This window comes from Candidatus Poriferisodalis sp., assembly GCF_965262965.1.
Taxonomy (GTDB): domain Bacteria; phylum Actinomycetota; class Acidimicrobiia; order Acidimicrobiales; family Poriferisodalaceae; genus Poriferisodalis.
In genome coordinates this window covers 2036285-2060144 of record NZ_OZ253573.1, presented here as the reverse complement: position 1 = coordinate 2060144, position 23860 = coordinate 2036285, and the positions used below count along the sequence as shown (strand labels likewise).

At 64.8% G+C, this 23860-nt stretch carries 19 protein-coding genes and 1 pseudogene; 7 read left to right on the top strand and 13 right to left on the bottom strand.

The annotated features are described in order from the left end of the window. Window positions 1-117: 117 nt before the first annotated feature. Complete coding sequence (locus ACQY5K_RS09870) at window positions 118-1290, top strand: citrate synthase (RefSeq protein WP_428114611.1); 1173 nt, start codon at window positions 118-120, stop codon at window positions 1288-1290. A 78-nt stretch (window positions 1291-1368) separates the two neighbouring features. Here ACQY5K_RS09870 and ACQY5K_RS09865 read toward each other — a convergent pair. From ACQY5K_RS09865 to ACQY5K_RS09820, 10 genes and pseudogenes are all read right to left on the bottom strand, one after another. Further along, a pseudogene (locus ACQY5K_RS09865) lies at window positions 1369-1539 on the bottom strand (limonene-1,2-epoxide hydrolase family protein); the annotation flags it as partial. 27 nt (window positions 1540-1566) lie between these two features. Next, window positions 1567-2715, bottom strand: coding sequence for an acyl-CoA dehydrogenase family protein (locus ACQY5K_RS09860; RefSeq protein WP_428114608.1), 1149 nt, complete (start codon window positions 2713-2715; stop codon window positions 1567-1569). A gap of 39 nt (window positions 2716-2754) precedes the next feature. Then, window positions 2755-3456: an ABC transporter ATP-binding protein gene (locus ACQY5K_RS09855; protein ID WP_428114605.1), complete on the bottom strand. Its 702-nt coding sequence runs from the start codon at window positions 3454-3456 to the stop codon at window positions 2755-2757. Further along, the gene (locus ACQY5K_RS09850) at window positions 3440-5326 is read right to left on the bottom strand and encodes an ATP-binding cassette domain-containing protein (protein WP_428114603.1); all 1887 of its coding nucleotides are present in this window, start codon (window positions 5324-5326) and stop codon (window positions 3440-3442) included. Before ACQY5K_RS09850 ends, ACQY5K_RS09855 begins: the two co-directional genes overlap by 17 nt. After that, a complete protein-coding gene (locus ACQY5K_RS09845) occupies window positions 5323-6186 on the bottom strand; it encodes an ABC transporter permease subunit (RefSeq protein ID WP_428114600.1) in 864 nt (287 codons plus the stop codon). The genes ACQY5K_RS09850 and ACQY5K_RS09845 overlap by 4 nt, the downstream gene beginning before the upstream one ends. Before the next feature lie 110 nt (window positions 6187-6296). After that, window positions 6297-7670, bottom strand: coding sequence for an urea ABC transporter substrate-binding protein (locus tag ACQY5K_RS09840; RefSeq protein ID WP_428114598.1), 1374 nt, complete (start codon window positions 7668-7670; stop codon window positions 6297-6299). A 392-nt stretch (window positions 7671-8062) separates the two neighbouring features. Further along, window positions 8063-9349, bottom strand: coding sequence for an IS1380 family transposase (locus ACQY5K_RS09835; protein ID WP_428114595.1), 1287 nt, complete (start codon window positions 9347-9349; stop codon window positions 8063-8065). A 176-nt stretch (window positions 9350-9525) separates the two neighbouring features. Beyond that, window positions 9526-10155 (bottom strand): response regulator, encoded by a 630-nt coding sequence (locus ACQY5K_RS09830; protein ID WP_428114592.1) that lies wholly within the window; start codon window positions 10153-10155, stop codon window positions 9526-9528. Continuing rightward, on the bottom strand, window positions 10152-11336 hold the full coding sequence (locus tag ACQY5K_RS09825; RefSeq protein ID WP_428114590.1) for a histidine kinase: 1185 nt from the start codon (window positions 11334-11336) through the stop codon (window positions 10152-10154). Before ACQY5K_RS09825 ends, ACQY5K_RS09830 begins: the two co-directional genes overlap by 4 nt. Window positions 11337-11401: 65 nt before the next feature. Next, window positions 11402-12952, bottom strand: coding sequence for an amidase (locus ACQY5K_RS09820; protein ID WP_428122528.1), 1551 nt, complete (start codon window positions 12950-12952; stop codon window positions 11402-11404). A gap of 220 nt (window positions 12953-13172) precedes the next feature. Between ACQY5K_RS09820 and ACQY5K_RS09815 the strand changes: the two genes are divergently transcribed. Then, the gene (locus tag ACQY5K_RS09815) at window positions 13173-14540 is read left to right on the top strand and encodes a Fic family protein (protein ID WP_428122525.1); all 1368 of its coding nucleotides are present in this window, start codon (window positions 13173-13175) and stop codon (window positions 14538-14540) included. A gap of 75 nt (window positions 14541-14615) precedes the next feature. On the opposite strand, the gene ACQY5K_RS09810 is transcribed toward ACQY5K_RS09815, so the two are convergent. Next, on the bottom strand, window positions 14616-15005 hold the full coding sequence (locus tag ACQY5K_RS09810) for a cytidine deaminase (protein ID WP_428122628.1): 390 nt from the start codon (window positions 15003-15005) through the stop codon (window positions 14616-14618). 247 nt (window positions 15006-15252) lie between these two features. On the opposite strand from ACQY5K_RS09810, the gene ACQY5K_RS09805 reads away from it, so the two are divergent. Then, window positions 15253-16689, top strand: coding sequence for a M20/M25/M40 family metallo-hydrolase (locus ACQY5K_RS09805; protein ID WP_428122523.1), 1437 nt, complete (start codon window positions 15253-15255; stop codon window positions 16687-16689). Window positions 16690-16708: 19 nt separating this feature from the next. On the opposite strand, the gene ACQY5K_RS09800 is transcribed toward ACQY5K_RS09805, so the two are convergent. Both ACQY5K_RS09800 and ACQY5K_RS09795 read right to left on the bottom strand, forming a co-directional pair. After that, the gene (locus ACQY5K_RS09800) at window positions 16709-17731 is read right to left on the bottom strand and encodes a hypothetical protein (RefSeq protein WP_428122521.1); all 1023 of its coding nucleotides are present in this window, start codon (window positions 17729-17731) and stop codon (window positions 16709-16711) included. A gap of 4 nt (window positions 17732-17735) precedes the next feature. Next, complete coding sequence (locus tag ACQY5K_RS09795; RefSeq protein WP_428122519.1) at window positions 17736-18233, bottom strand: Lrp/AsnC family transcriptional regulator; 498 nt, start codon at window positions 18231-18233, stop codon at window positions 17736-17738. Between the two features lie 309 nt (window positions 18234-18542). Here ACQY5K_RS09795 and ACQY5K_RS09790 point away from each other — a divergent pair, with 309 nt between their 5' ends. From ACQY5K_RS09790 to ACQY5K_RS09775, 4 genes are all read left to right on the top strand, one after another. Continuing rightward, the gene (locus tag ACQY5K_RS09790) at window positions 18543-20159 is read left to right on the top strand and encodes an ABC transporter substrate-binding protein (protein ID WP_428122516.1); all 1617 of its coding nucleotides are present in this window, start codon (window positions 18543-18545) and stop codon (window positions 20157-20159) included. A 32-nt stretch (window positions 20160-20191) separates the two neighbouring features. Continuing rightward, entirely contained in the window at window positions 20192-21343 is a 1152-nt protein-coding gene (locus tag ACQY5K_RS09785; protein ID WP_428122514.1) for a DUF917 domain-containing protein, read from the top strand. A 12-nt stretch (window positions 21344-21355) separates the two neighbouring features. Beyond that, entirely contained in the window at window positions 21356-22765 is a 1410-nt protein-coding gene (locus tag ACQY5K_RS09780; RefSeq protein WP_428122512.1) for a pyridoxal-dependent decarboxylase, read from the top strand. 64 nt (window positions 22766-22829) lie between these two features. Next, the gene (locus tag ACQY5K_RS09775) at window positions 22830-23852 is read left to right on the top strand and encodes an ABC transporter permease (protein WP_428122509.1); all 1023 of its coding nucleotides are present in this window, start codon (window positions 22830-22832) and stop codon (window positions 23850-23852) included. Window positions 23853-23860 lie beyond the last annotated feature (8 nt).

Here is a 23860-nt window from a genome sequence, read left to right as displayed (position 1 = left end):
CTCATGGCGGCGAGGGTATGTGTATCTATGTACATCGACAATATTGATCAATGTCAACGTTGCTTCGCTCCACACCCGACGTCGCTGTGTGGCGCTGGCTGAGAAGAAGCCACACACATGGATGACTGGCTGACAACCGAGCAGGCAGCCGTCCGCCTCGGCGTCAAACGCGAGACGCTCTACGCCTATGTGAGCCGGGGCCTGCTGCACAGGGCGCTCGACGCCGACGGCCGGAGGTCGCGCTTCGACCCTGGAGAGATTGATCGCCTGCGTCAGCGGCACCGATCAGACGGAGAGTTCGCCACGCTCGTGTCGACACGGATCGCCCGTCTAACCGACGAAGGCCTGCATGTGCGCGGTCGCGACCTGGTGGCAGAGGCCGCACTGTCAACGTTCGAAGATGCCGCGGATCGGGTATGGCAGGCAGGCGCAGAAGAACGCTGGCCGTCCGTCGACGATGCCGGCGAACTTCTCGACGACGTCCAGTCCCGACTCTCGGGGCATACGCCCCTCATGGATCGGCTTCGCATCGGGGTAGCGCTGGCTTCTGCCACGGACCCCCTGCGCGACGATCTCTCGCCGGCAGCCGTGCGTACGGCTGGCCGTCGAGCGGTGCGGATGATGGTGATGTCGCTACAGCGTCGCTGCTCGCTTCAGGGTGACGGCGTTGCCGACGTGTTGTGGTGCCGCCTGGCGCGACGACGGGCGGGCCAGCGGCGACGGTCCGCATTGAGCCGCGCTCTGGTGCTGCTGCTCGAACATGGCATGGCGAGTTCCACGCTGGGGGCTCGCGTCGCGGCGTCCGTGCGCGCCGATCCATACTCGGTCATCACTGCTGGCCTCGGTGTGCTCGGTGGGCGCCTACACGGCGCTGCAAGCGCTCCGGTCCACCGTCTCTTCGCCGAAGCCGCACGCAGCGGCGGTGCGGCCCGTGCGCTCGGTGACGCGCAGCGAACGCTCAGGAGCACCCCAGGGTTCGGCCACATCACGCTCAAGCGACGAGATGCTCGATGCGGAGCGCTGCTGGAAGCCGTCGCCGGCGCTTGGCCCACGGATCAACGCCTCCAAACGGTGCTGGAGGTGTACAACCTCGCGGCCGACCGCACTGACGGCATCGCCAACGTGGACTTTGCGCTCGGTGCCCTGACATACCTGGCCGACATGCAACCCGAGGCCGGCGAGGCCATCTTCGCGATTGCGCGCACCGTCGGCTGGATCGCTCACGCTCTGGAGGAATACCACGAGGAGCCGCTTCGCTTCCGCTTTCGAGCCCGTTACGTCGGCGACTGATCACAGCGAGATGCCCGCACACGGCCACAAGGCCAATGCAGCCGTCGGCCTGACGCGGCGACTCGTGACAGCCGAGCTTTAGCGGATCGCAAAGCTGCCGCGGACCTGGCGCATGTAGCCGTCATTGTCGAAGTAGTCACGCCAGAACGTGATCAGCCCGTCGTTGATCTCGACCACGCCCATGACCCCCAGCTCAATGAGACGCCCGGAGCGGGTGTTGAAGCGGTCGACTCGCTCGTTCATGACGCCGCTTCCTGTGACACCCGTGCTCCTTTGCTAGTCTTGGCGCACCAGACCGAGTTCGCGCGAGATCACGATTCGCTGGATCTCACTAGTGCCTTCGCCGATCTCCAAGATCTTCGCATCGCGGTAGAACCGCGCCACTGGGGTTTCGTCGATGAAGCCGTACCCGCCGAAGATCTGCGTCGCTTCGCGGGTCGCCGAAACGGCTGCCTCTGTCGCGTAGAGCTTGGCAATGGCTGCTTCCTTCTTGAACGGCAGTCCTGCGTCTTTGCGCGCCGCCGCCGCGTAGGTCACCTGTCGAGCCGTTTCCGCAGCTACCGCCATGTCGGCGCACTTGAACGCGACTGCTTGGTTGCTGCCGATCGGCCTGCCGAACGCGGTCCGCTGATTCGCGTACGCCGTGCATTCTTCGAGACAGGCTTGGATCAGCCCCACTGCCAGTGCCGCGATGGCGATCCGCCCGTCGTCGAGAGTCGCCAAGAACTGCTGAAACCCGCGGCCGGGCGCCCCGAGCAGGTTGGATTCGGGCACTCGGCATCCGTCAAAGCGCAGCCCATGGGTGTCCGATGCGTGCCATCCCATCTTGTGGTACGCCGGCTCCACGACGAAGCCAGCGCTGCCCGAGGGAACGATGAGGGTCGAGATGCCCTCGGTGGTGCGGGCCGTCACCGTGACCAGGCTGGTGATTTCGGTGCCTGAGTTGGTGATGAAGCATTTCGATCCGTCGATCACCCAATGCGGCTGACCGCCCGAGGTGTCGAGCGCCGCGCGAGTCTTGGTCGCGCCGGCGTCCGAGCCGGCGTCGGGCTCCGTCAAGCCGAACCCGGCGAGCGCCTGGCCAGCCACTAAGTCGGGCAGGTACTCGTGCTTCTGCGCGTCTGATCCGAACTCGAAGATGGGCTTGGCGCCGAGGCAGACGCCCGCTTCGAGGGTGATTCCCAATGATTGATCGACACGACCGATTTCCTCGATGGCGATGCAGAGAGTCGTGAAATCCGCCCCTGCTCCGCCGTATTCCTCCGGGAATATGAGACCGAACAGCCCGAGATCGCCCATGGCCTGGACGGTGTTCGTCGGAAAGGTGTGGTCGAGATCCCATTGCGCCGCAAAGGGGGCGATCTCGGCGTTCGCGAAGTCGCGCACGACGGACCTGAATTGATTCTGCTCGTCGGTGAATTGCATGTGGTTACGAACCTCGTGTCTGGATCGTCTGACTGGCGACTACAGGGCCATGAACTTGCGTTGAAGTTGGCGGTCGTTGCGAAGCTCCGCAATGTCGAGGCTTTCGATGATCTCGCCCTTGTCCATGATCAGACCGCGGCGGGCGATGCGGGCGGCGAAGTCGAGGTTCTGCTCCACGACGAGGACGGCGATGCCGCGCTTGGAGTTGATGTGGTCGATGATCTCTGCGATCTGATCGAGAATCGACGGCTGAATCCCTTGGGAGGGCTCGTCGAGCAGCAGCAGCCTGGGCTCGGAGACGAGTGCGCGTGCGAGCGCCAGGATCTGCTGTTGGCCACCGGACAAGCTGCCGCCCTTGGCTCGGCGGCAAGTCGCCAACAGGGGGAACTCGTCGTAGATCTCGTCGAGGCTGCTGTTGCTGGAGCGCCCGGCTGCTGCGGCACCCACTTTGAGGTTCTCTGCCACGGTGAGGTTCGGAAAAATGTCCCGGCCTTGTGGCACGTGGGCGATTCCCATGCGGGCACGTTCGTAGGGCTTGAGTGGGGTGAGATCGGTGCCTTGGAAAGTCAGATTCCCGCCGGTGCAGCCGACAGCGCCGCTGATGGTTCGCATCAGTGTCGTCTTGCCGACGCCGTTGCGTCCGAGTACGGCAATGCGCTCTCCGGCTTCGAGGGACAGGTCGACGCCGTGGAGGACCGCCGCGGTTCCGTACCCGGCACGCAGATCAGTCGCTTGCAGCATCGGCGTGGCTCCCTCCCAGGTAGATGTCGATGATGCGCTCGTCGTCTGACAGCTCCTCGAAGGTGCCTTGAGCGAACACTGCTCCCATGTGGAGCACGGTGATCGGCGCTTCAAGCTGGCGCACGAATTCCATGTCGTGCTCGACGACGATGACGGATGCCTGTTCGCCCAATTCGGTTACGAGGCTGGCGGTGCGCTCGGTCTCATCTCGCGTCATTCCCGCTGTCGGCTCGTCGAGCAGCACGATGCCTGGATCTCCGGCGACGACCATGCCGATTTCCAGCCATTGCTGCTGGCCGTGGGACAGAGTGCCCGCGGGACGCTCAGCGTCGTCGCTGAGCCCGAGCCACTCAAGCAGTTCCGCGGAACGGTTCCGGGCCGATTCGATGCTTCGAGTCTTTGCGTAGCACGCGAGCCAGAGATTCTCTCGTGCCGTCAACGCCTTGTAGATCGAAGCGACTTGCAGCTTGATGCCGATGCCGCTGCGGGCTCTGCGGTAGGGGTGCCACTTCGTCAGGTCATGGTCGTCGAGCGTCACCGATCCCGATGTGGCGCGCAGCTGACCGGACAGCAGTGCGAGCAGCGTGCTCTTGCCGGCGCCGTTGGGTCCGATGAGACACGACACGCCTCGTGGCGGGAACTCCAACGTGACATCGTCCACCGCCGCCAGTCCGCCGAACCGTCTCGTGACGTCGCGAGCTGCGATACGGCGCGCCGGCTGCTCGATGGTGTCGCGCAGCTCGGACTCAGCCGCGAAGCCGCGGTCAACTGCGTCGTCTTCCGCCGCCGCGTCTTGGTGAGCGTGCTGACGCGCACTGCCGGCTAGACGGTTCCGGAACCAGGTTCGGACGCGGCCCAAGCTGGGAACGATCCCGCCGGGCAATGCCAGCACGATCACGATCAGCAGCAGTCCGAGAACGATCGGTTCGTTGTCGCCGCTCGCCCCGCCGAACCAGGACGAGAAGCCCTTGACGACCAGCACGCCGACAAACGCTCCGGCGACGCTGGTGCGGCCGCCTACCAGTACCCAGATCACCACCAGTGCCGCTGGTGCGAGCGAGAACACCGGCGGACTGATGAACCGGCCCCACGCTCCAAACAAGGCGCCAGCAAGTCCTGCGATTGACCCGCCGATGGTGAACAGCGCCAGCTTGTGCCAGCGCACGTCGTAGCCGAGCAGTTCTGTGCGCAGCTCGTTGTGCTGCAGGGCGACGGCGATCCGCCCGAACGGCCGTCGCGAGATGACCCGGATGATCACGGCGATGAGCAGTCCAGCAGCGACGCATACCAAGAAGAACTGGGTCCGGGTGAGCACGTGGCTTTCAGCGCCTGGCAGCCGCCATGTGAGGCGAGGAATGCGAGTCATTCCGTTGTATCCGCCGAAGGGGGCGTCGCCGATGCGGTACGCGGTGCCCGACGTCGAGTTCACGAATGCGAACAGCACCAGGCTCGTGGCCAGAGTGATGATCGCCACGTACACGTCGGTGACGTTGCCGTAGAACATGAAGTAGCCGAGCAGTGCTGCGAAAATCGACCCGACGACGACTGCGGCAACTACTGCGGTGATCGTCTCGCCGGTGTTGTCAGCGAAGTTGATGGCCCAGAACCCGTAGGTGTAGCCGCCGATGCCGTAGATGGCTGCTTGGCCAAGGCTGAAGATGCCGCCCTGTCCCCACACGAGCGTCAGCGACAGCGCGAGAATCGCCTGGGTAGCCCACAGTGACCACTCGAACGCGGTGAATTCCTGCACCAAGTTCGCCAGGACTGCCGCTACAACAAAGGCAGCGGTGGCGCCGGCAAGGTCCGTGCGCAACCTTCCATGTGCGGTTCCCCCGCCTGGTGCGCCGAGCCGCGCCAGCAAGGCGTTCACCGCAAGCTCCGACGGCCGGTGAGGCCTTGGGGCATGAACCGCAGGATGACGATCGCCGCGATCAGCAGCATGGCTTGGCCGATTACGGGCGTGAACCAATTCGTGCTGAGGTTCTCAATGAACCCCAGCAGTCCGCTGGCCGACACGGGCCCGGCGACGAATGCCGGACCGCCGACGATCACCGTCATGAATGAACGGGCCACGAATGTCTGGCCCATGGTCGGGATGACGCCGACGAGCGGAGCCAGCAGCGCACCTGCGGCGCCGGCCAGCGTTGCGCCGAACCCGAACGTCCACATGTTCACTCGGGACGTGTTGACGCCGAGGCTCTCGGCCATGGTGGGCGACTGCACCGACGCTCGCGCATGCAGCCCGTAGCGGGTGTGGTGCATGACGGCGTAGGTGACCAGCACACACGCAGCAGCGGCCCCCATCAGCACGAGGTTGTAGGTCGACATCGAATAGCTGCCGACGTTGAAATTGCCGACTGGCACCGCGATGCCCTCGGTCACCGATCCGTAGAGGTTCTCGATGACCTGCACCATGATCAACGAAAGGCCCCAGGTCGCCAGCATCGTGTCGGCCAGGCGGGCGTAGAGCCATCGGATGAGCAACCGCTCGACGATGATGCCGAACACACCGACCGCTACGGCTGCGGCCAGCATCGCAATCCAGATGTTGAGGCCGTTGCGAACCCCGCTGAGCGTGGTGAAAGCCCCCAGCATGATGAACTCACCGTGAGCGAGGTTGATGATCCCCCGCATGCCGAAGGTAATTGCCAGACCGATGGACACCAAGGCCAGAATCGAGATCGTCGTGGCGAGATCGAAGCCGAGGTTGAAGAGTCGGTCGAAGGCCATCGGCTCGGCGTGCTCCGTTGTTCTTCAGGTCGATACGGCAGTCGCAGGAGGGCGCCGAGGGGTGTTGGCGCCTTCCCGCTACTGCATACCGCAGGTGCCGTCGAGCGAGATCAGGGAGTGAACTGCTCGTTCGTGTCGGGGCTGGCGATCAGATCGCAGCTGTCCTGTTCGAACGACGGCGGGATGTTGTCGAACGTCTCGAAGACATCGAAGCCGTTGCTGTCATTGGCCCGGGCCAGGCTCACCGGCTGGATCAGGTGGTGCGAACCGCCGTCCATGGTCACCTCGCCCTTCGGGCTGCCGAAGCTGACACCGCTTTCGAGTTGTGCGATCACTGCGTCGCGGTCCAGGGTCCCCGCGGCGTTCACGGCGTCAGCCCACAGGTGCCACCCCTCCCAGACATAGACAGCAAGATCGGTGATGTAGGGGTAGTCGCTGCCGAATTCGTTCTGCCACGCAGCGACGAATTCCGCGTTCACTGCGGTGTCGAGCTCTTCGAAGTACGGGTAGGCGACGACGATGCCCTCAGACGAGGCGCCATCGAGTGCGACTTGTTCGCTGCCCAGACCGAACGTCGTCGACACGATGGGGATGTCGGCGTTGACCCCGGCGGCTGCGTACTGGCTGTAGAAGGACATGTGGGCGCCGCCGACCAGCAGCGACACGACTGCGTCGGGGCTGGCGTCTTGCACCTCAGAGATCGTCGTGCCGAACTCGGCGACGTCGAGGGGGAAGAAGTCTTCTCCCACGATCTCGCCGCCGTTGGCAGCCGCGTACTCACGGACCCAGTCGGCCGAGATCTGGCCGTAGTTGTAGTCCGCAGCCAGCACGTAAAGGCGTGGCCCCATGTTCTCGATAGCCCACGGGATCAGCACCTGCAGCTGCTGCGTCGGCACCACGCCGGTGACGAAGGTGTTGCGGTCACACACGCCGCCCTCGTAGAGGACGTTGTAGAAGTACAGCAACTCGGCCTCGTCGAAGATCGGCCGAATCGCCTCACGCGACGCGCTGGTGATGCCGGCATGAACCACGGCGAGGTCTTGGGCAACCAGCTGGTCGGCTCCGGTGATGTACTCGTTCTGATCAGACTTCGAGTCGAGCGCCACGAGCTCGAGCTGACGGCCCAGCACGCCGCCCTTCGCATTGATGTCAGCGATCGCGAGCCGGGTCGCGTCCGCCATCGGCGTGCCGTATATGTTCAACGGCCCCGTCTCGTCAAGGAGACTGCCGACACGGATCGGCTCCGTCTCCACAGGCGCAGCGGCCTCGTCGTCCGCCATGTCGGCCGTCGTGGTCTCAGTGGCCTCCGCAGCAGTGTCGGCAGTGCCCGCTTCGACGGCCGCTGCGGTTTCGGTCGCCGGTTCGGCGGCATCATCGCTGCTGGCACACGCTGCCAGCGTCAGCCCGAGTGCGATGAGTGCGACGACGAGTCGGTAAGGCTGACTTCGGGCGCGGCGCCCGGCCACGCTTGCATTTGCAGACATGAGAATTTGTCTCCCCTTTCGTGACGCTTCAGGCATCGATCGCAGGTACCGCACCGTGCGACCGCTGCGACGCAATGCGTCTGAGGCGTGTTCTGCAAGTGCTTATGTCGCAGGCTGGATGTGCCGACACACGCGATTGCAGGGTTGCGCGCAACTACCCGCGAATGCAGGTGCTAGCTAGCCCTGATTATTCATGAGAATTCTGTTGGTCGTATTTTCGGTGTGCTTTGCGCCCGGTTTGGTGGTGTGGGGCTGTTGGGGCGTCGGCGGGAGCGTCGCAGGGGAGCCGATGGCCCCGGTTGTGGCGCTCAGGCGGCGCTGGGCGGCGCTGGGGGCGTGGCGGGGCTGTCCCGCCGGGGGCAGGCGTCGCGCGGGACCGGTTGGCTGGGGGGTCAGCGGGGGTGGGCGATGGCGAGGAGCGCTTTGGCGCCGGGGTGCTGTTCGGGCAGGCGCAAAAGGACGCGTCTGGCGGTGCGGCACACGAGCGCGGGGAGGTGCCACAGCTCCCAGCGGAGCCGTTTGGGGGCCGCGCGGCGCAGCGCCCCGGTGAGGCAGGCGTTCTGGAACCAGCCGAGGGGCGCGAGGCCGATGATGCACATGGCGGCCCAGGCGCTGTTCGCGTGCCAGTCGGTGAACGGCATGCGCGTCAGGCCGCTGTGGTTGAGCCGGCACACGGCGTTCTCGACGTCGGCGTGGCTGCGCATCAGCCGATCCGGTTGCACGGCGCTGCGGGGCTGGTCGGTCAGGAATCCCCAGTATCGGAAGTTCTCGCTGGGGAACAGGCTGCGCTGCGCTCCGGGGTGGCGCGGCTCGCGGCGCACGATCAGCCGGGTGCGGCCGGGCCAGCCCGACAGGTCCGCGAGGTCGGTGAGGTCGGTGACCTGAGCACCGCGCCGCTTGCGCTGGGCGGGCCGCTTTGGGGCGTTGTGCCAGCGGTCCGGGTCGCCCAGGCCGCCGCGGATCGCTGCTTGGACGCCCGGAGCCGACCGAGCTGACACCGCATAGCCGATGTTGCGGTCCCGCAGTGCCGCGGCGAGTCCGGGCGAGCAGCCCGCGGCGTCGATGCGCACCACCAGCGGGCGTTCCACGACGCTGTCGTCGTCGCCTTCGCGGTGGCCCACGGCGTCGGGCTCGGGCAGCGTCGCCACAGCGGCGTCGATCACCTCGAGGTGATCGGCGATGTCGTTCGCGGCGGCGTTGCCGGGCCGCTGCTTGATCCACAGAGGCTCCCCGTCCGCAGTGGAGCACACCATCGGATGGAACCCGAACCCGCCCTTGTAATGCGGCGCAGCTCCCGCCTTGTTCTCCGAGCGGACCTCCACCAGCGTCGAGTCGACATCGACCACCAGCGGCGCGCTGCGGTCACGGTCGGCCCACAACAGCTCGCGCACCGCTGCGGCCGCGCCCAAAAGCGCCGCGGCGCCGCCCTCGCCCAGGCCCGTGAGGGTGCGGTACAGCGTCGAGTCCGACGCCACGTCGCCGAACAGCTCCCGCTGAGCACGCAGATGCTCGATGTCGGTGCACGCCTCCCCGCCGCCGGCCAGCATCAACAACGCATGGACCAGCACCGCGCCCCGGTCATGAACCGGGGCCCGCTCGCCGCGTGGGGGCACCGCACCCCACAGCGCCTCGGTCAGCCCGACCCGGTCCGCGAACCCGCCCAAAGCGAACAACCCCACACCACACGATCCCCGCCGCCTGCCAGACGCGCGTTTGTGACACTGCTAAGTTTCACCTCGGAGATGCCCCCCTGAACTCGCGGATGCGTTCATCACAGACACACATCGTCGCAGGTCAGAGGGGCCTTTCCGCGGACCCAGACAACCCAGTCCGCCCGACTCGTGAATAATCAGGGCTAGAGGAGTCTCAGCTCTCGGGCGATTGCCACAGCTTCGATGCGGTTACGTGCGTGCAGTTTTGACAACATCGCCTGGGTGTAGCTACGCACCGTGTTCTCGGCGAGATGCAACTCGGCCGCGATCTCCTTGCTGGTGCGGCCCAGCGCCATGACACACAAGACCTCGTATTCCCGCAAGGTCAGCGACTCATACACGCCGCCTTCCTCCCCGAGTCGCAGCGCCCGAACCTTCGGGTCCACGACAAGCGACGGATCGACGTAGATCTCACCGGTCATCACGCGGCGCAGTGCGTCCACCAGATTGCTGGCGTCCTTCAGCACGACTCCGACCGCGCCGGCGTTGAGGCAGGCCCGCAGCGGTTCCCGGTCGTCGAAGGCAGTGTGAATCACGATGCGAGACGCCCGCGAAGCCTCAGCCAACAGCCGACAAAGGTGCGGTGCGAAGCTGTCACCCAGCTTCAGGTCCAACAGCACCACATCAGGTGCCAGCGACTTTGCCAGTGCTACCCCGTCATCGCCGTTGGTGGCCTCGCCGACCATGTCGAAGTCCAGCTCGCCCGCCAATAGCTGGCGGACTCCGTCGATCACCACGGGATGGTCGTCGATCACCAGTACCGAAGCGGTCATCGGTTCTCGCCGACGGGCATCGTGATGCGGACCGTCGTCCCGCCGTCCTCTCCGGGCTGCACCTCCAAGTCGCCGCCGAGGCGTTGTGCCCCTCGCAGCATTGAAGCCAGGCCCCAGTGCCGATCGCCCGACGGAATCACCAACAGCTCGAATTCCTCTGGCAGCCCGTGTCCGTCGTCTTGGATGACCAGTGATACTTCTGTGTCTCGGAAATCCAGCGTGGCAACGACCATGGACGCCCGCGCGTGCTGTTCGATGTTGAAGAAGGCTTGGCGGGCGATGCTGACGAGCGCAGCCTCGACTCGTTGCGGCATCGGACGAATTGCCCCCCGCACGACGAAGTGTGCCAGGAGTCCCGATCTGCCAGCCAAGTCGTCGATCTCGCTCTGCAGCGCAACTGTCGCGGACTCATTGGGCCGACCCGGTTCGGTGACCTTGAATGCCTGGCGCATCCGTTGGGTTGCCTCTTGTGCCTGCCGCTCAATGCGTTCGGCGATCGCGGATTGGCTCTCATTGCCTCCGTCCCGCAGACATTGAGCGGCAACGCTGATCGAGAACAGCAGTTGGCCCACGTCGTCGTGCAGGCTGCTTGCGATTCGTTGACGTTCGGCATCGACGTGACGTCGGATGGCAGTGGCGGCCCGAATCGAGGCGACCATCATTGGCGCCAAGTTGAAGGCGGCTTCTTCGAGCAGCACCTTGGACCTGTCACCGATCGAACCAATGGAGCGCAGACCGCCGTACAGGATGCCCACGAGCTCGTCGCCGTATTCGACGGGCACTGCCACCATGCCGCCGAGTCCCTCAGCCGAAACCACGTCGGCAAAGTGATTCGTGATGCGCGGGTCGGTGGTGTAGTTCTCCACCTCGATCGGTCGTCGCTCGATCACGACGCGGCCACCCATGCCTTCGCCCGTCGACAACTGGACTTGGCGGAAACGGTCGGTGCGTGCGCCGTGGACTCCGCGCATCGCGTAGTGCGACATGCCGTCTCGCACCGCTACCGAAACGAGCGGGAGCCCCAGTATGCGATGCAGCAACGTGGCAGTGCGTTGGGCGAGCGCTCCCGGGTCGAGGAATCCGACCAGCGTCTCGCTCAGATCCGCGAGTCGTTCGAGATCCTCGAGGCCGACAGATTCACTGCCGCTGGTGCCGTTTCCTCCGGGCCTGACTTCAGCCATGGCTTCCTTGCGCTCCGAGACCGATGTTTCCACAATCAATAGAGCACGGATCGTGTGCCCATCGTTCAGCCGTCGAGCCTCTCTCTTGCCATCGGAGATTGGGCGAACCCGCCCACAAGCTTCTCATAGGCGCGACCCACCCGAATCAGCAGGGCTTCATCCCATTGCTTGCCCACGATGCTCATGCCCACCGGCATGCCATTGCCCGCTGCGACCGGAATCGTCAGGTCAGGGTTGCCGGTCACGTTGGAGACCGCCGTGTTGGGGATCATTTCCAGCGCACGGGCCACGTACTCGTCGATCGGGGCGTCGCTCGACGGAATCTTCGTTGCCGGGAACGGCAACGTCGGGTAGCACAGCACGTCGTAGTTGGCGAGCGCCGCGTCGACGGCGGCGTTGATCTGCGGGCGTACGTTGGCGGCTCGCGCATAGGCCCCGCCACCGGTATGGGAGATCGTGTGCTCCGCGCACAGCATCACGAACTTGAGCGTTTTCGATGTGAGATGGGCGTTGGCCTTCCAGCCTCGGTGTGAGTGCTCGATCTGTTCGGGGTCGAACCGGCCTCGGTAGTTCATGCCGTAGCCGTTGCCTCGAATCATCTGCCACATGGCGCCGTCGGTCGCTATGACGTTCCAGACATGCAGGGCATCTCGGTGTTCGGGGATCGAGACGGTCTCGACGATCGCGCCGGCGTCCGCGAGACGATGAGCGGCAGTTTCCACGAGTGAGTCGGAATCGGGGTCGCTGAGCCCGTCCCATCCGAATCCCTCGGCGACGACGCCAACCCTGAGGCCCTCGATCCCGACGTCCATGCCAGCGGAGTAGTCGATGCCCGATGGCGCATGGGGTTGGCGTGGGTCGTGGCCGTCAGGGCCTGCGATCGCGGTGAGGAATGGCGCCAGATCGGCCATGTTGCGTGCGATCGGGCCCAGATGGTCGATGGTCCACTCGATCGGATAGGCGCCGGTGTAGGGGACGAGGCCGAACGTTGGCTTCAGTCCCGCGTTGCCGCAGAACGCGGCCGGCATCCGGATCGAGCCGCCTTGGTCGCCCGCGATGGCCATGTCCACTTCGCCGGCGGCCACCAGGGCGCCGCTGCCGCCCGACGAACCGCCCGAGGTTCGCGACGTGTCCCATGGGTTGCGTATGGGACCAGTGGCGCACGTGTGGCTGGCGCCCGAGAAGCACAGGTCCTCGCAAGCCGACTTGCCCAGGATCGTGCCTCCCGCAGCCAGGATCCGGGTCACGACAGTGGCGTCGACGGTGGGGATGTATCCCTCCACGATGCGCGAGCCGTTCATCATCGGGACCCCCGCGACTGCCACGTTGTCCTTGATGGCGAACGTCTTTCCCGTCAGCGGACCGAACTCGGATCCGCGGAGCTCACACCGGGCGTACCAGGCACCGAGCTGGTTGTCGCTGTCGACCGGGTGGTAACTGTGACGTTCCGGGGCAGCGGGCTTGGATGCGTCGTACATCGCATCCACGTACTCGTATGACCCCAATGCACCTTCGATCAGCGCCTGATACACCGACAGCTCGTTGTCGTGAAGCCCCAGGTTCCAGCTCTGCGAGATCGCCCGAAGCTCGTTGAGGTCGGGTACTGGAATGGCCACCGCTACCCCCAGGGTCGTATGTCGTCGCGGCCCTCGACAGGGCCAAACCTTTCGCAGCGTAAGCACGGTCAAGAACGCCACGTCACCTGCAATTGCGGGTACCTGAACGGGAGGGCCAGCGTGACCACAGAGAAGGAATGGGTCGAACGACAATTCACCATCACATAGCACCTGAGATGTCGCTAACCTCGTCAGAGCGACAATTCGGAAGGGCACGATCGTGGGTTGGAACCAGCAGCGATTCTGGGACGACCGAACATTTACGTCTCGCGCAGCGCGACCGACCGACCCGAAGCAGCAGATCTTCTCTGCCTTCGTCCCTCATCTGATCAGCGGATGGGCACCGGAACTGCACGCTGACACATGGCAGCGGATCACCGCTTCGGCCCAGCGATGCGAGGACCTCGCGCAGTCGGCAGCGGATGCTCCAGGGATGGCTTCGGAGTGGCTCTTGGACCGAGCTGAGAGCATCGCCTCGAGCACGATCGAAGAGATCCGGCCGTCAGCTCGTCGGGTTGCCCGGGCCGAAGCGCAACTCAGCCTCTTCGGCACCCAGCCGCCCGTCCCCGAGATGCAGGCATTGCGCAACGTCGCGACAACAAAGAAGGCGAGTGAGTTGGCAGCGTCGGGCGCAGACCTGACCATCGATGCGTTGCGCGAGATCCACGCAACATTGATGGGGGACGACGACCCGATTGCCGGGCAGCTCCGCGACCGGCAGAACTGGGTCGGCGGCGGCGCCCTTGGTGGCCCGCTCAAAGCTCGCCACGTCGGCCCGCCAGCGGAACTCGTGCACGATCTGCTCGAAGATCTCATCGAGTTCATCAACGGTGACGGGATACCGCTGGTGCGTGCAGCGATCGCCCATGCCCAGTTCGAGACCGTCCACCCCTTCCCCGACGGCAACGGGAGAACCGGCCGGGCACTCATCCAGTACGTGTATCTGCGCGACGGGGTGATCGGGAGCGGAGCGCTGCCAGTGAGCTCGTCGCTGATGCTCAACAAGGAGCGGTATTTCGACGCGCTCGACCTGGCTCGTGTTGTGTGCGCGCCGGATGCGCCACAGCGATCGCAGGCGTTTCGGTCTTGGATGGAATTGCTGGCCGAGGCGACCGATCATGCCTGCGTTCTGCGTCGCAGGCTCAACGCACACGTCGAATCGCTCTCCGAACGATGGGCCAATCAGGCTCGTTCTTCGGGCATCCGAACCTCGAGCGCTGCGTTCCGCCTGTTGCAGCAACTCCCTCAGCACCCCGCGGTCACCGTCGGCAGCGCAATGGGCCTGTTGCGGGTTGACAAGCGAACAGCCCAACGAGCGGTCGCACGACTTGCCGGCGCCGGCGTCCTGGAGCAACGAAGCGCTGGTCGCCGCAACCGCGTGTTCGAGTGCCGCGACATGATGGACGCCTTCAACGAATCAGTGCGCCAGCAACCTGCTCAGAACCTGACGCTGTCAACGCCCAGCACGGCCACCGCTGCTCCGACGGCGCGCACATGCGGAGCTTCGACGAGCCGTGGCGGCACATGCGGCCATCCACAGCCGTCCCCGGGTGGTCGCTGCCAAGCCGGACATCGCAGAGCAAGCTGATCGCGACTTGGCCCAGCTTCTCCTCAAGGGTCATCTGCGCCACCAGCCCATCGGCTGCGGCGCGCATCTCCGCCGTCAGCGTTCCGATTTCGATTGCAGATCATCTGGGCCGAAAGCTCCCGGCAGGAGTTCGGCCACAGTCGTGGTCTCGTTGACCGCGCAGCCCACTCCGCCTGCCTCGTACAGGAGCTGGCGGCAGCGTCCACACGGGTTCAGTGGGTTGCCGTGTCGGTCCGCCACCGCCACCGCCACGAGGCGGCCTCCGCCTGTTCGGTGCAGATCGGAAATGAGGCTGCATTCGGCACACAAGGTCAGCCCGTAGGAGGCATTCTCGACATTGCATCCGACGACGATCCTGCCGTCATCGGCCAGACCGGCTGCACCGACGAACAGACCCGAGTACGGCGCATACGCATGAGCGGCCGCCGCAGTGGCGCGCTCGCGCAGCTCATGCCAATCGACCATGTCAGCGTCTTCCACGCGATCCCTCCCATTCCGAGGTCGAGATACCCAACCCGAAGCTGAATCGGCTGCCCCAGACGCTAAAGCTCGGCACGCTCGCACGCGCCGCCGACAGGTTGGGCTGCGGGTTCGAAACGCGCACCGTTGTCACGGGTCCCGCTCAGGCAGTATGTACCCGAGCTTGATGATCGACGGGGGAACGACGATGACGGTCCCCGGGCAGCGCTGAGCGATAAGGACGAACGTGAGCATGGACGCAGACGGAGTTGCGACGTCAATCGCCGCATGTTGGCGAGACGAGATCATTCCCGAGCTCGAGCGTTACATCGCGATACCGGCGCTGTCGCCGAGCTTCGACGCCGACTGGGCAGCGACGGGCCACATCGAGGCCGCAATTCAGCAGGTCTCGGCGTGGATCGAATCACGGCCAGTCGTCGGGGCAACTGTCGAGGTCCAGCGACTGCCGGGACGCACTCCGTTGATCGTGGTTGAGGTGGAGCCGTTCGGCATGGGGGTGCCAGCCGGTGATGACCCCTCCACGGTGGTGCTCTACGGGCACCTGGACAAGCAGCCCGAGATGACCGGGTGGAAGGACGGCCTCGGCCCGTGGACACCGGTGCGAGACGGCGACCGGCTCTACGGCCGGGGAGGCGCCGACGACGGCTATGCCGCCTTCGCAAGCCTCGCCGCCATTGAGGCAGTGCAAGCCTGCGGCGGCAGCCACGGCCGCTGCTTGCTGCTGATCGAAGCATCCGAGGAATCGGGCAGTCCGGACCTGATGCATCACCTCGACGCGCTCGGCGACCGGCTCGGAGACGTCGGTTTGCTTGTGTGCCTGGACTCAGGTTGCGCGACGTACGACACGATGTGGCTGACCACTTCGCTGCGAGGTCTGGTGGAGGCAACGCTGCGGGTGGACGTGATCGCCGAGGGCTGGCACAGCGGCATGGCCAGCGGCCTGGTGCCGTCGTCGTTCCGTCTGGCCCGAATACTGCTTGACCGGATCGAGGACTCCGCCACCGGCGCTGTGCTGGTGGCAGCCGCCAACGCTGACATTCCTCCGCACCGGGTCGCAGAGGCGGGGGCCATGGCCGAACTGCTCGGCGGCACCGGCGAGGACTTCGGCTTGATCGGCGACCTCCAGCTGATGGCGGAGGATCCGGCGCAGGGCCTGCTGGCGCGTACCTGGCGGCCGGCGCTCAGCGTCGTTGGCGCTGAAGGTTTGCCACCCGTCGCCTCCGCGGGCAACGTGCTGCGGCCGTTCACCGCGTTGAAGCTGAGCTTGCGCCTGCCGCCCAGCGCCAGCTCCGAAGCGGCGGCGGCGGAACTTGTGGGTCTGCTCAGCTCCGATCCGCCATTGCAGGCGTCGGTGAGCGTGGACGATGTCGAATGCGCCGACGGTTGGGACGCAGCCGACTTGTCGCCCTGGCTCGCTGAGGCACTCAACGACAGCGCCCTGCGACGCTTCGGGCAGCCGATGCAACTCTTCGGCGAAGGCGGGAGCATCCCGTTCATCGCCATGCTCGGCGGCATGTTCCCCGAGGCGCAATTCGTTGTCACCGGGGTTCTCGGCCCCGAGTCGAACGCTCACGGCCCCAACGAGTTCCTGCACGTCGCCTACGCCGAGAAGCTCACCGGCTGCATCGCCGACATCCTCGACGCCGAAGCGACACGCCCCCGCACCTGACCGAGACGGCTCCAGGCGATCAAGCGATCAATTGGTCAGTCAATGCTGCGATCTCTGGATCGACGTAGGCGCCGTCGGCCTGGACCAGTTGGTCATCGAGCCACACGGTAGGACGCAGCACCACGCCATCGGAGTGCACAGGAGAGCCCAGCTCGGTGGCACCGATGCCGATCTGCACGCATCCGAAGACTCGCTCGTCTTCCAGAATCCGCCCCGTGGGCTTGCGCACGCCAGGGTTGAAGCCATAGCAGAAGTGGTCGAACATCAGCGTCTCAGCGCTGTCGACCGATCGCAGCCATTGCTCGTACAGCTCGGCTTCTCGGCCCCCGGAGAACTGCGTCGCGTACCCGTCCACGAGAGTCATGACGATCGGCCGTTTCAACAGTCCGAGACTGGCCGGAGGCCACACTGCGCCGTCGAACACCAGCGTGCCATTGGCGGACTCCCGCACGACCATGCAGCCCGACTGGCCGCCGAGCATCTGGGGCCAGCCGCGGTCGGAGGGGGGATCCTCCCAGAAAGGATCGCCCGCCGGATCCACAGTCATGGTCACATCGCAACCGGCCGGACTGGTCAGCCGCAGCGTGCTGACCGCCTGCGACTTGCGGTACAGCAGAGTCTTGACCTCGTCGAGCAAGGCGTTGTCCACCCTTCCGATGGTGCGGATCATCATGTCGACGTCCATGCCGGTGAGCTCGACGTAGACGCAGCCGTTGGCGAGCGCCGCCTCGTAGGCAGCGCTGTAGAGGTGGTAGCCGACAGAGAAGTTGATCCAATGTCCAGCTTGCAACGCCGCCGTGGCCACTGCGGGGGGCGCCGGCCCGACGGGAGTGCCGGTGGGATAGGTCAGCACGGTCGGCTCCGCACCGAGAGCCCGAGCCGCTGCCTCCGTCGCCCTGGCCACCTGCTGGTCAGCTTGGCTGTCGGCCGTGATCAGGACGCGATCGCCAGGCGCAACCGGCCGCACCTCGGTAAGCAGGACCCGAGCCGCGTGACGGAGCTCTGACTCCAAGGCCTCAGCCTCGATCGTCTCGGCCTCCATGGCCTCAGCGTTCGCTCTCGTCGTCGGCGGAGCCCAACTTGTCGATGACTCGCCGGATGTTGAGGTTCGATTCGTACTTGACGTCGGTCACGAGGTACGAGGTCACCGACTCCACACCGTCGATGGCCTGGACTTCGCTATGAATCAGATTGCTGAGGTGGGGGACGTCGCGACAGAAGACGTCCGCGAGCACGTCGTGCCCGCCGGTCAGCGTCGCGACGTAGCCGACCTCGTCGAGTTCCGCCAGCTTGGAGGTGACGGCCTCAAGCTGCCCTGCGCGCACTCGGAGCAGCAGCGTGGCGTATATGGCGAGGCCGGACCGGTACGGGTCCAGCCAGACGTTGAGATGAAGGACACCCGCTTCGCGCATCTGGGTGATGCGGTTCCGGACGGTGCTCACGCTAACGCCGACGGTCTTCGAGATCTCGCTGTAGCTGGCCCTGCCGTCCACGCTGAGCATCCCGACGATTTCAAGATCCAGGTCGTCCAGTCGCACAGCCATCCCTCCGTTCGTCTGAGCACCGCATTGGCCTCCGACGTGACCCTTCTACATCAATCTCAATGACTCGCAACATATGTGACGCGACCGGCCCGAAGCGCCTGTTGCTGGTTTGCCTCGGTGGCATTCGGCAGACCGATCGTGCAAGAACACGTCTTGCAGTTGATCTGACTGATTCTGCAAAATATAGATCGTTGATGCGACTAGGCTATAGGAATTGCATTCTAAACTGCCGAATGTACGAAATATGTGCGCATGATTCCTCACCGGATCGAGACCGAGTGGGGAGTTCGGAATTGGGAGGACATGATCATGAGGATCAGGACGAAACTCTGCATCGCAGTGGCCGTGGCGCTGCTCGCAGCGGGGTGCTCGAGCGGCTCTGACGACGCCGACACTGCCGACACGCCAGCCCCTGCCGACGAGGCCGCGACGACGGCGCCCGTCGACGAAGAGCCCGACGTCGCGGGCGCCAACTTTGTCTACGCCAACCCGTACACGTTCGGGGACTTGGATCCTTCGAGCGCCTTTTCCAATGAGAACACGATCCTCCAGAACCTCTACGAGACGCTGACCCGGCTGGCCGATCCGGAAGCCTCCGACAAAGTGACCGGCCTCCTGGCCGAATCGTGGACTTCGAACGCTGATGCCACCGAATGGACCTTTACGCTGCGCGAAGGCGTGACGTTCCACGACGGCACGCCGCTGACCGCAGCTGCAGTCCGCGATTCCCTGCAGCGCACCATCGACCTCGGGCTCGGGGCTGCGTTCATCTTGGCGCCCATCGAGTGGATGGAGGTCGCCGATGAGCGCACCATCAGCTTCACGCTCGCATGGCCCACGCCGCTCGATCTCGTCCTGTCGTCGCAGTACTCGGTCTACGTCCTGTGCCCCTCGGCGGTCGGGAACGATGCCGTTTGGTTCAACGAAGGAAACGCGTGCGGCACCGGTCCGTACACCATCGAGGGGCACGACCCGGCGGGCAGCACGGTGCTCGCTCGATTTGACGACTACTGGGGCGGATGGTCCGCCAACCAGGTCTCCACCGTCGAAATGCGGCTGATCGAGGATCCCGTGCTGGCCGAGCAGCTCGTTCGCAACGGGGATGCCCACTTCACCTACAACCTCCCCTTCGATGTCTACGACTCACTGGAGCAGGACAGCGACATCGACGTCCTGCGAAGCCTTTCCATGACCAATCTCTTTGGCCTGCTGAATACACGCAGGCTCTCTGCGGAGATTCGGGAAGCCTTGGTGCTGTCGTTCCCGTACGACGACATCACAGCGTCGCTCTACGGCGGCGAAGCTGTCAGAGCACGAGGCATCGTGCCGCTGACCGTCTGGGGCTCCGCTCCCGACCTTGAGATTCCTGCGACCGATCTCGATCGGGCGCGGCACCTCATCGAGAGCGCCGGAGCCGACGGCCTCACCGTGACGTACAGCTTTGACGCCGGCACCACCGAGCAACAGCAAATCGGCGAAGTCTGGAAGGCGAACCTGAGCACCATCGGCGTCAACCTCGAGCTGGAGCCGCTGACGTGGGACGCACGCTGGGAAAAGGCGCAGGCTGACCCAGATGCAGCCCAGGACGTGTTCACGATGTTCTGGTTCCCGACCTATGTCACGCCGTACGACTTCCTGTTCTCGACATTCCATTCCGAAGAGGAGCCGTTCTTCAATCTGGGCTATTACTCCAATGAAGCGTTTGACGCACTGATCGACGAGGCAGATGCCATCAGCGGCACCGACCGAGACGCGGCAAGCGAGCTCTTCCGGCAGGCGCAAGAGATTCTGATTGCGGAGCATGCGGCGGTGTTCATGCTGGACGTGCCCTCGGTGGAAGTCATGCGCGCCGAGTTCACCGGCCATGTGCCGAACCCCGCGTACAACACTGTCGTGCGGTTCTACGAGCTGCGGACGACGGGCTGAGACTTCCGTCGCTACGAATCGGGGAAACACGGGTGGCTCACGCACTGGAGTCCATCGCGGACTGCGAAGACTTCATCGTCGGCTGTCTATTCATGGGCACCGGCGGTGGGGGTAACCCCGCACACGGCATCAAGGTATTGACCGCGGCCCTCGACGACGGGCTCTCACTTGGATGGCTCGAAGCAGATCACATCGACGACGATGTGCTCACGGCCATGTTGTACGAGATCGGATCCATAGCTCCGCGGTCCGATGTTCACGCGGACCTGCTGCGCGAGATGCATCTCGATGCCGACGAAGACCCGCAAGAAAACACACTTTGTGCGGCCGTTCGAGAATTGTCACAACATCTCGGACGAGAAATCGGATGCATCGTTGCAGCTGAACTCGGCGCTAGCAATTCTCCCGGACCCGTCGTTGCAGCCGCTCGCTTGGGCATCCCCATTGTCGACGGCGACTACTCAGGCAGAGCTGTCCCGGAGGAGATGCAGAGCACCCCGTTTGCCCACGGAATATCGAGCGATCCGTTTGCTGCTGTCGACTGCTGGGGCAATACCGTGATCGTCGCACGGACGGTCAATGCGTACATGCTCGAGCGGATCGCCCGTCACATCGCGATTGCCAGTTTCGACGGTGCCGCCATCGCGTCGACTCCGCTGATCGCACGCGACATGAAGCGGGTCGTCGTTGGGGGCACGCTCTCTTTGTGCCTGATTATCGGCAAAGCCTGCCGTCAGGCGATCGAAGCCGGAGACGATCCAGTCGAGGCCGCGCTCGAGGTCGTCGACGGCTGGCGGTTGTTCGACGGCGTGGTGGTGAACAAGGACTGGAAAGACTCCGGCGGCTTCATGATTGGAACGCTGGAGATCGAGGGAACGGGTGCGTGGGAGGGCCACAGCCTGCGTACGTGGTTCAAGAACGAGACGCATGTCACTTGGCTCGATGATCAGCCTTGGGTGTGCAGCCCAGACCTCGTCACACTCGTCGATCCCGGCAGTGGGCACGGCTTCACCAATGCCGATGTCGCAGTCGGCCACGAGGTAACCGCTGTGGGCATGCGCGGCCTCGACGTCATGCGCGAGCCGGCGGCACTGCTCAACGGATCGGGGCCCGCGTATTTCGGTTTCGATGTGCCCTATATCCCGATCGAGCGACAGGTGCCGCGAACATTCGGCGCTGAGTGAGCGCACCGAGCAGTGAGACCGGCAACGCCTGATCCGCTCGATCTTGAAGCTTTCCGGCGACACGGGCACTCGCTCGTGGACTGGATCGCCGACTACTTGGGCAATCTCGACAGCAGGCCTGTCTGCGAGACGGTTCAGCCCGGTGAAGTCCGTGCGAAGCTCCCCAGTCGGGCACCCGAACAGCCGGAGCCGTTCGAGGCTGTATTGGCGGATCTCGACCGTGTCGTGGTGCCGGGACTCGCTCACTGGCAGCATCCGGGTTGGCTCGGATATTTCCCTGCCGCGTCCTCGCCGGCGTCGGTGCTCGGTGAATTGGCTTCCGCCGGATTCGGCGTCGTCGGGATGCTGTGGTCCTCCTCGCCCGCGGCGACCGAGATCGAATCCCATGTGCTCGACTGGCTCGTCGACCTGCTCGGCGTGCCGCAGCGATGGAAGACCACCGACGTCGGTGGAGGCGTCCTGCAGTCGGGGGCGTCGGCGTCCACTCACACGATGCTCGTGGTGGCCCGCGAGGTTTGCCGCAAGCGGACCGGCACGGTCCCTGACGACATGGTGGTGTACACGTCGAAGGAGGCCCATTCGTCGGTCGACAAGGGCGCCCGGATGGCCGGATACCGGCACCTTCGACTGCTGGAGACCGATGCAGAATTCGCAGTCCGGCCCGAATCGTTTGTCGCGGCGATCGAGGCGGACCGCCGTGCCGGCCTCGTGCCGACGTTCGTGTGCTCGACGGTCGGGACAACCGGTACGACGGCGGTGGACCCGGTCGGTCCCATCGCAGAGATCGCTCGGACCGAGCAGATCTGGCACCACGTGGACGCTGCGTATGCCGGCTCGGCGATGATCTGTGAGGAGTTTCGCCCCCATCAGGACGGTCTGGAACTCGTCGACAGCTACACGTTCAACCCTCACAAGTGGCTGGCCACCAATCTTGACTGTTCGGTCATGTGGGTTGCCGATCGGCGGCCGCTCATCGAAACCCTCAGCGTGCTGCCGCCGTATTTGCGGAACGAGGCCTCGGCCAGTGGCCAAGTCATTGATTATCGGGATTGGCATCTGCCGCTGGACCGGCCGTTCAGGGCGCTGAAGCTCTGGTTCGTGCTTCGCAGTTTCGGTGCCGAGGGGTTGCGCAGATTGATCCGGAGCCATGTCGCGTGGACTCGCAGGATCGTGGAGTGCATTGACCGTCATCCCAATCTTGAGCGCATTGCTCCGTCGCCGTTCGCATTGGTTGCATTCGTCCACCGAGAAGGCAATGAGGCCACCGATGACCTGGTGGGGAGGGTTAACGAAGACGGCCGCTTCTACATCACCGCATCGGAAGCCGATGGCCGTCATTACGCTCGAATTGTTGTCGGGTCCACTTGGACCACCGAAGCTCATATCGACTCCGTGTGCGACCTGATCGACAAGAGCGCGTGACGGTGACCCAAGACCCTGCTGTGCCGAGTTCAGGCATCCGGACGGCTGACGTGCAGCGAACGCCGTGAGCCGCAGAAGCGTCGGGGCCAGATACCTGACGCGTCGAGCAGTGACAAGCCTGCTTGTCATCCTGGGTGTCGTCACGATCACGTTCGTGATCTCGAGACTCGTCCCATCTGATCCGGCCCAGCTCTACGCCGGTGCGCGGGCCCGACCAGAGCAGGTCGAACAGGTGCGACAGGACCTGAACCTGGATGCCCATGTGGTGTCGCAGTACGTGTCGTACCTGGGGGACCTCGTGCGGGGCGACCTGGGGGTGTCCTTCGCCACCCGCAGACCCATCGCAGCGGACCTGCGCAGATTCCTGCCGGCGACCCTGGAGTTGGCCTTCGCGGCAACTGTCCTGTCGATGGTCGTGGGGATCCCGGCTGGGGTCATGGCAGCGGCCCGTCAAAGCCGCCTGAGCGACACGTCCATTCGCCTGTTCGCGGTGACGGGCGTGTCGATGCCGGTGTTCTGGAGCGCTCTTCTGCTGCAGCTGCTGTTTGCATCGAAGCTGGGATGGCTGCCGCTTGCAGGCCGTACCGACGCATCGGTGAGTTTCGATGAGGTGACGGGTTTCTATGTGATCGACTCGGTGCTGTCGGGCAGTTTGTCGAACTTCGCGGACGTGATAGTTCATCTGGTGCTGCCGGTCTTGGTGATGGCCGCCTATCCCCTCGGTCTGACGATTCGCCTGATCCGGGGCTCGATGCTCGAAGTGCTCGGCAGCGACTACATCGAGGCCGCCACGGTGGCCCAGATCCCGCGGCGCACCGTGCTCGGCCGCCTCGCCCTGAAGAACGCCGTGCTGCCAGCACTGACGGTGCTGGGGTTGACGTTTGCGTATTCGGTGTCGAGCGCGTTCTTGGTGGAGACCGTTTTCGCCTGGCCAGGAGTGGGCAAGTACCTCACCGATGCGGTCGTGAGAGTCGACTTCCCTGTCATCACAGCGGCAGCGCTGGCCGTCACGGTCGTGTATGTGCTGGTGAATCTGTTGTTGGATCTCGTCCAGGCGCGCTTGGATCCGCGAGTGGAGCTGAGCTGATGGACGCC

Excerpts from the sequence above, each read along its gene's own strand:
- ACQY5K_RS09870 (WP_428114611.1), top strand. The coding sequence starts at position 118 with ATGGATGACTGGCTGACAACCGAGCAGGCAGCCGTCCGCCTCGGCGTC.
- ACQY5K_RS09860 (WP_428114608.1), bottom strand. The coding sequence starts at position 2,715 with ATGCAATTCACCGACGAGCAGAATCAATTCAGGTCCGTCGTGCGCGAC.
- ACQY5K_RS09855 (WP_428114605.1), bottom strand. The coding sequence starts at position 3,456 with ATGCTGCAAGCGACTGATCTGCGTGCCGGGTACGGAACCGCGGCGGTC.
- ACQY5K_RS09845 (WP_428114600.1), bottom strand. The coding sequence starts at position 6,186 with ATGGCCTTCGACCGACTCTTCAACCTCGGCTTCGATCTCGCCACGACG.
- ACQY5K_RS09840 (WP_428114598.1), bottom strand. The coding sequence starts at position 7,670 with ATGTCTGCAAATGCAAGCGTGGCCGGGCGCCGCGCCCGAAGTCAGCCT.
- ACQY5K_RS09830 (WP_428114592.1), bottom strand. The coding sequence starts at position 10,155 with ATGACCGCTTCGGTACTGGTGATCGACGACCATCCCGTGGTGATCGAC.
- ACQY5K_RS09825 (WP_428114590.1), bottom strand. The coding sequence starts at position 11,336 with ATGGCTGAAGTCAGGCCCGGAGGAAACGGCACCAGCGGCAGTGAATCT.
- ACQY5K_RS09810 (WP_428122628.1), bottom strand. The coding sequence starts at position 15,005 with ATGGTCGATTGGCATGAGCTGCGCGAGCGCGCCACTGCGGCGGCCGCT.
- ACQY5K_RS09805 (WP_428122523.1), top strand. The coding sequence starts at position 15,253 with ATGGACGCAGACGGAGTTGCGACGTCAATCGCCGCATGTTGGCGAGAC.
- ACQY5K_RS09800 (WP_428122521.1), bottom strand. The coding sequence starts at position 17,731 with ATGGAGGCCGAGACGATCGAGGCTGAGGCCTTGGAGTCAGAGCTCCGT.
- ACQY5K_RS09795 (WP_428122519.1), bottom strand. The coding sequence starts at position 18,233 with ATGGCTGTGCGACTGGACGACCTGGATCTTGAAATCGTCGGGATGCTC.
- ACQY5K_RS09790 (WP_428122516.1), top strand. The coding sequence starts at position 18,543 with ATGAGGATCAGGACGAAACTCTGCATCGCAGTGGCCGTGGCGCTGCTC.